Source organism: Frankia sp. CoWAU3, assembly GCF_977971855.1.
The window spans coordinates 2,730-8,770 of sequence record NZ_CDWWXB010000036.1 but is presented as its reverse complement, the minus strand read 5'-3'; the positions used below and the strand labels follow the sequence as shown (position 1 = coordinate 8,770).

Sequence of the window (6,041 nt, the reverse complement as noted above, 5' to 3'; positions counted from 1 at the left end):
GGGCGAGCCGGTCGAGCATCTCGGAAGCGTCCCCGTCGCGCTCACGGATCGTGCGCAGCGCATCCATCAGGGTCAGCCACTGGTCCCGACCGACGGTGATCTGTTCGGCGAGGCGGTTGGCCGAGTAGGCCGGAAACAGCCGCTCCGTGGCGGCGACGATCTGCTGGACCTCACCGGGGTTGAGCCGGCCGGGCCTGCGCCGGATGTAGTTGACGACGTCCTTGATGCTGATGATCGTCACTCCGTCGAGGGCGCCGTCGCTCCACAGGACGTTGGCCTCGACCATCACCAGGATCGGACTTATCGGGATCTTAAGCATCGGCAGCGCCGCGCGGATCTGGTTGCGGACCTCGTCACCCAACCAGGCGGTGCGGTCGATCGGGGGTTTGAGTGACTCTCCGTCACAGGTCGCCCCACCCTTCTTGTACCGCACGGTGCCCTTGTTGTTGTCGCTGCTGAGCACCATCACCCCGCCGGGCCCGACCAGGAGGTGACCGATGGTCGCCTCGGAGTAAGGGACGGCCCGGTCGTGCAGGATGACGTACCCTTGGCGGCGCAGCCGGGCGATGGCGCGCGCGGTCCTGCGCTCTGCCTCGGCCCCCTCGCGCAGCGACTCGACGTCGGGGGCGGTCCCGAACGAGGCGATCACGATCCCGGCCGGCCAGGCGATGAAGACCAGCAGGAACACGACGACCGCGACCGTGGGCAGCCCCAGGCCGAAGCCGATGACGAGGGCGAGGGCGAGTCCTACCAGGGCCGAGCGCACCGCGGTGCGGGGTACCTCACGGCTCAGCTTGTCCCGCCGCACGAGTGCCTGGTTTTCCCTGGCCCGGAGGTACTCCGTCTGCAGGGAGTGTCCAGGGCGGCCGACTCGGGTCATCGTCGGCCGGGTGATCGTCGCCATCGTGCCCACCATGTTCGCAGGGTCGTCGTTCGCGGAGTTGTCGTTCGCGGGTCGTCAACGTCGGTAGGGCCCGTCCGCCGGAGCACGCCGGGCGTCGTCGCGGCAGCGCTGGCACCGGGCCCAGGCACAACGTGAAGGTGGCGAGCACCGCGGGACACACGATCGCCCGGTCACCGTGGGCGAAGGCTGTCCTTATGGTGCGTCGAAGCACCTGCCGGCACAAGGGTTGACCTCGTCGGCCCGGAAGGCTCCCGGCGGGGGAGCGACGTTCCGGGATGGCGGGATCCGGGGCGCCGTGGTAGTCGTGACGGTGCAAGGCGTTGCGTGTCGGTTGGGCGTCTGCCGCTGAACGTAGCAGTCCCGTGCACCTCGCGCGGACGATCGGGCCTTCGGACCCCCTATATCGGGCCGCTCGGACCACGTCGTGGCAGGGTCGACGGTGAGCGGGTTCGCTGTCGGCCTCATAGTGCCCCTACGTCCGGGGTGGGGACCCAGACAGACGGGTTGGCCGGGAGGTTGGGACCGGACCCGCCCATACGGTGGCGCGGGCCACTTGTCCGGGTGGCGTGAGCCACTCGTCCCATACGTTGCTGGTCGGTACGAGCAGGCTCGCCCGCGATAGTGGGTGCCAGATGGAGGATGCTGTGAGAATTGCGATCGGTGGAGCGATCACGCTGATTGCTCTCGCGGTTGCCGGGCGTCGGGTTTTCTGGCTGTTCCGGCTGATCGGGTCCGGCCAGCCGGCCGAGGGCCGGCTCGACGACCTGCCGACCCGCGTCTGGACGGAGATCAGCGAGGTCGGGGGGCAGCGCAAGCTGCTGAAGTGGTCGGTGCCCGGGGCGGCCCACTTCTTCACCTTCTGGGGCTTCACGATCCTGCTGCTGACCGTCATCGAGGCCTACGGCGGCCTGTTCGACGACGACTTCCACATCCCGGGATTCGGGCACTGGGCGGCCATCGGCTTCCTCGAGGACTTCTTCGCCGTGGCGGTCCTCGCCGGCCTGGTCGCCTTCACGATCATCCGGTTGAAGAACGCCCCGGCGCGGCTGGAGCGCAAGTCGCGATTCTACGGCTCGCACACCGGGCCGGCCTGGGTCATCCTCGGCCTGATCACCGCCGTTATCGTGACGCTGCTGCTCTACCGTGGTGCCCAGTACAACACCGGCAACCTCCCGCAGGGCCAGACGAAGTGGGCCTTCGCGTCCTACGCTGTGAGCCGCATCTTCTCCGGTCTCTCCCACGATGTGAACGAGGGCATCGAGACGGCCTTCCTGCTGCTCAATATCGCGGTGATCATGGGCTTCTCGGTGCTGGTGGTCTACTCGAAGCACCTGCACATCGGCCTGGCCCCGATCAACGTCGTGCTCAAGCGCCAGCCGGTGGCCCTCGGCCCGCTGGCCACCACCCCCGACATCGAGAAGCTGATGGAGGAGGACGAGCCGGTCGTCGGCGTCGGCAAGGTCGAGGACTTCTCCTGGAAGGCCATGCTCGACTTCGCCACCTGCACCGAGTGCGGGCGGTGCCAGAGCCAGTGCCCGGCGTGGAACACGGGCAAGCCGCTGTCGCCGAAGTTGTTGATCATGGATCTGCGTGACCACCTCTTCGCCAAGGCGCCCTACCTGCTGTCCACCGAAGGCGCGGCGGAGGGTGAGGAGGCGCCGAAGGCGGTCACCGGGATCGCCGAGGACGCCTCCGACTCCCACACCGTGCACCACGTGCCCGAGTCCGGCTTCGGCCGGGTGCCGCAGCCCGGTCAGCCGCAGGTCGACCGGCCGCTGGTCGGCACCGAGGAGGAGGGCGGGGTCATCGATCCCGACGTCCTGTGGTCGTGCACCAACTGCGGCGCGTGCGTCGAACAGTGTCCGGTGGACATCGAGCATGTCGACCACATCGTCGACATGCGTCGCTACCAGGTGATGATCGAGTCGGCGTTCCCGTCCGAGGCCGGCGTCATGCTGCGCAACCTTGAGAACAACGGCAACCCGTGGGGCGTCTCGCCGCGGACCCGCACCGAGTGGACCGAGGGCCTGCCCTTCGAGGTGCGTGTCCTCGGCGACGGTGAGCAGATCCCCGACGACGTCGAGTACCTGTACTGGGTCGGCTGCGCCGGGGCGATCGAGGACCGCGCCAAAAAGGTCGCGCGGGCCTTCGCGGAGCTCCTGCACACTGCCGGGGTCGAGTTCGCGATCCTCGGTACGAACGAGTCCTGCACCGGGGACCCGGCGCGCCGGCTCGGCAACGAGTACCTGTACCAGGAGATGGCCAAGGCGAACATCGAGCTGCTGAACGCCACGGGCGTCAAGAAGATCGTTGCCACCTGCCCGCACTGCTTCAACAGCCTCGCCCGGGAATACTCGGCCCTCGGCGGTCAGTACGAGGTCGTCCACCACACCCAGCTGCTCGGCAAACTGGTCGGGGAGCGCAAGCTGGTGCCGGTGACCCGGGTGGAGTCGTCGGTCACCTACCACGACCCCTGCTTCCTCGGGCGGCACAACAAGGTCTACACCCCGCCGCGGGAGATCCTGGCGGCGATTCCGGGCATCCGGGGCCAGGAGATGCACCGCTGCAAGGACCGTGGCTTCTGCTGCGGTGCCGGCGGCGCGCGGATGTGGATGGAGGAGAAGATCGGTAAGCGGGTCAATGTGGACCGGACGGAGGAGGCCCTCGGCCTCGACCCGGACGTCGTGTCCACCGCCTGCCCGTTCTGCATCGTGATGCTCACCGATGCCGTCACCGAGAAGAAGCTGAGCGGCGAGGCGAAGGACGGTGTCGAGGTACTCGACGTCTCCCAGCTCCTGGCCCGTTCGCTGGCGCCGTCGGCGCCAGCGGCTCCGACCGAGGAGTCCGCCGAGCCTGTCGGCTAAATTGCGCTCTTGCCTTTCCAGAGGGATAAATCGGACATAAAATCTTCTGGAAAGGCAAGGAAGCTGAAAGACAAGGAAGTCAGCCTGGGGGGATCTCCCCGTTCGGGACCGGTGCGCGGGTGAAGTCTCGGTAGGCCCTCGACGGGGTCGGGCCGCGCTGACCCTGGTAGCGCGAACCGTAGATGGTCGAGCCGTACGAGTGCTCGGCCGGCGAGGACAGCCGGAACAGGCAGAGCTGGCCGATCTTCATGCCGGGCCAGAGTTTGATCGGCAGCGTCGCCACGTTCGACAGTTCCAGCGTGACGTGCCCGGAGAAGCCGGGGTCGATGAAGCCCGCCGTCGAGTGCGTGAGCAGCCCGAGCCGGCCGAGACTCGACTTCCCTTCCAGCCGGCCGGCGAGATCGTCGGGCAGGGTGACGATCTCCAGCGTCGAGCCGAGGACGAACTCGCCCGGATGCAGGACGAACGGCTCGTCGCCCTCCGGGGCGATGAGCTCGGTGAGATCCTCCTGCTCAAGAGAGGGATCAATGTGGCTGTACCGGTGGTTGGCGAAGACCCGGAACCAGCGGTCCAGCCGTAGATCGATGCTGGACGGCTGGATGAGGCCAGGGTCGTGGGGGTCGAGACGGATCCGGCCCGTGGCGATCTCGGTCCGGATGTCCCGGTCGGACAACAGCACGTCCCGGACGTTAGAGCATGAGCGGTCGATCTTCACCGTCCACCCGGAGGAGGATGGGGCCGCGTGGAAGAGTGAGACGGAGCGTGACCCGGGTAGGAGGCACGTGGCCGGTCGATGAATACCCGGTCGGACGGGTGCCCCCGGGGAAGGCTGGGGCGGAAGGGACAGGCGGGACGGATGCTCGGGCTACCCGATCACATCGAGGCATGTCTGTTCGACCTGGATGGCGTGCTGACGAACACCGCGACGATCCACGCGGCCGCGTGGAAAGAGATGTTCGACGATTTCCTGGAGAACTGGGCCAAGCGGTCGGGAGAGCCGTTCGTCCCCTTCGACCTCGAGCATGACTATGCCGAGTACGTTGACGGCCGGCCCAGGACCGACGGTGTGCGAGCCTTTCTCGACGCCCGTCACATCAGGCTTCCCGACGGAACACCGGACGACCCGCCGTCCGCGCTCACCGTGCATGGGCTGTCCAACCGGAAGAACTTCCTCCTGCTGGAACGGATTCGGAGGGACAGCGTGGACATCTATCCCGGCTCGGTGACGTATCTGCGGGAACTGGCCACGCGGGGGATCCCCCGCGTGGTCGTTTCCTCCAGCGCCAACTGCGCCGAGGTGTTGAAGGCGACTGGGCTTGACGCCCTCGTTGACGGAGCGGTGGACGGCCTCGTCGCCGCCCGTGACCACCTCGCCGGAAAGCCCGCGCCCGACACCTTCCTCGCCGGCGCCCGGCTGCTCGGGGTGCCGCCGCGGCGGGCGGCGGTGTTCGAGGACGCCCTGGCCGGCGTCGAGGCGGGGCGGGCCGGCGGGTTCGGCCGGGTCGTGGGGATCGACCGGGTGGGGCACGCCGCCGCGTTGCGCGCCCACGGGGCCGACATCGTGGTGAACGACCTGGCGGATCTGCTCGGCCACGGCTCCGGGCCCGGCCCCGCATGATCGACAAAGCGTCCTATCTGATCGAGCCGTGGTCCATCCAGGAGTCCGGTCTCGACATCTCCGATCTGGGCCGGTCCGAGTCATTGTTCGCCCTGTCCAACGGCCATATCGGGCTCCGGGGAAACCTCGACGAGGGCGATCCGCACGGCCTGCCGGGCACCTACCTGAACTCGGTCCACGAGCTGCGGCCCCTGCCCTATGCCGAGGCCGGCTACGGATATCCCGAGTCCGGCCAGACGGTCATCAACGTCACCAACGGCAAGGTGATCCGTCTACTTGTCGACGACGAGCCGTTTGACATCCGCTATGGCGATCTGCGGTCGCATCAGCGGGCGATCGACTTCCGGGAGGGCGTGCTCCGGCGGGACGCGGAATGGGTCTCGCCGGCGGGGCAGACCATCCGGGTGCACTCCGAGCGGCTGGTGTCGTTCTCGCAGCGTTCCATCGCGGCCGTGTACTACGAGATCGAGCCGGTGGGCGACCCGGCGCGGGTCGTCATCCAGTCGGAGCTGGTGGCCAACGAGCAGCTGCCGGCCTGGCACGGTGACCCGCGGGCCGCGTCCGCGCTGGAGTCGCCGCTGCGATCCGAGCGCCATCGGGCGAGCGGCACGATGGTTGAGCTCGTCCACATCACCCACCGCAGCGAGATCCGTGT

The 6,041-nt window shown here is 68.2% G+C and carries 4 protein-coding genes and 1 pseudogene; 3 read left to right on the top strand and 2 right to left on the bottom strand.

The features are described from left to right. The coding region (locus AC08ON_RS05890) for a nuclease-related domain-containing protein (protein ID WP_476616591.1) at positions 1-904 on the bottom strand (904 nt) is incomplete at its 3' end. A gap of 644 nt (positions 905-1,548) precedes the next feature. On the opposite strand from AC08ON_RS05890, the gene AC08ON_RS05885 reads away from it, so the two are divergent. Then, positions 1,549-3,768: a (Fe-S)-binding protein gene (locus AC08ON_RS05885; protein WP_476606830.1), complete on the top strand. Its 2,220-nt coding sequence runs from the start codon at positions 1,549-1,551 to the stop codon at positions 3,766-3,768. A gap of 79 nt (positions 3,769-3,847) precedes the next feature. Here AC08ON_RS05885 and dcd read toward each other — a convergent pair whose 3' ends face one another. Continuing rightward, entirely contained in the window at positions 3,848-4,447 is a 600-nt protein-coding gene (dcd, locus tag AC08ON_RS05880) for a dCTP deaminase (RefSeq protein ID WP_011438703.1), read from the bottom strand. A 177-nt stretch (positions 4,448-4,624) separates the two neighbouring features. On the opposite strand from dcd, the gene AC08ON_RS05875 reads away from it, so the two are divergent. Together AC08ON_RS05875 and AC08ON_RS05870 are read left to right on the top strand one after the other, a co-directional pair. Beyond that, positions 4,625-5,386, top strand: coding sequence for an HAD family hydrolase (locus tag AC08ON_RS05875; RefSeq protein WP_476616590.1), 762 nt, complete (start codon positions 4,625-4,627; stop codon positions 5,384-5,386). Beyond that, a pseudogene (locus AC08ON_RS05870) lies at positions 5,383-6,041 on the top strand (family 65 glycosyl hydrolase); the annotation flags it as partial. The gene AC08ON_RS05875 and the pseudogene AC08ON_RS05870, both read left to right, overlap by 4 nt.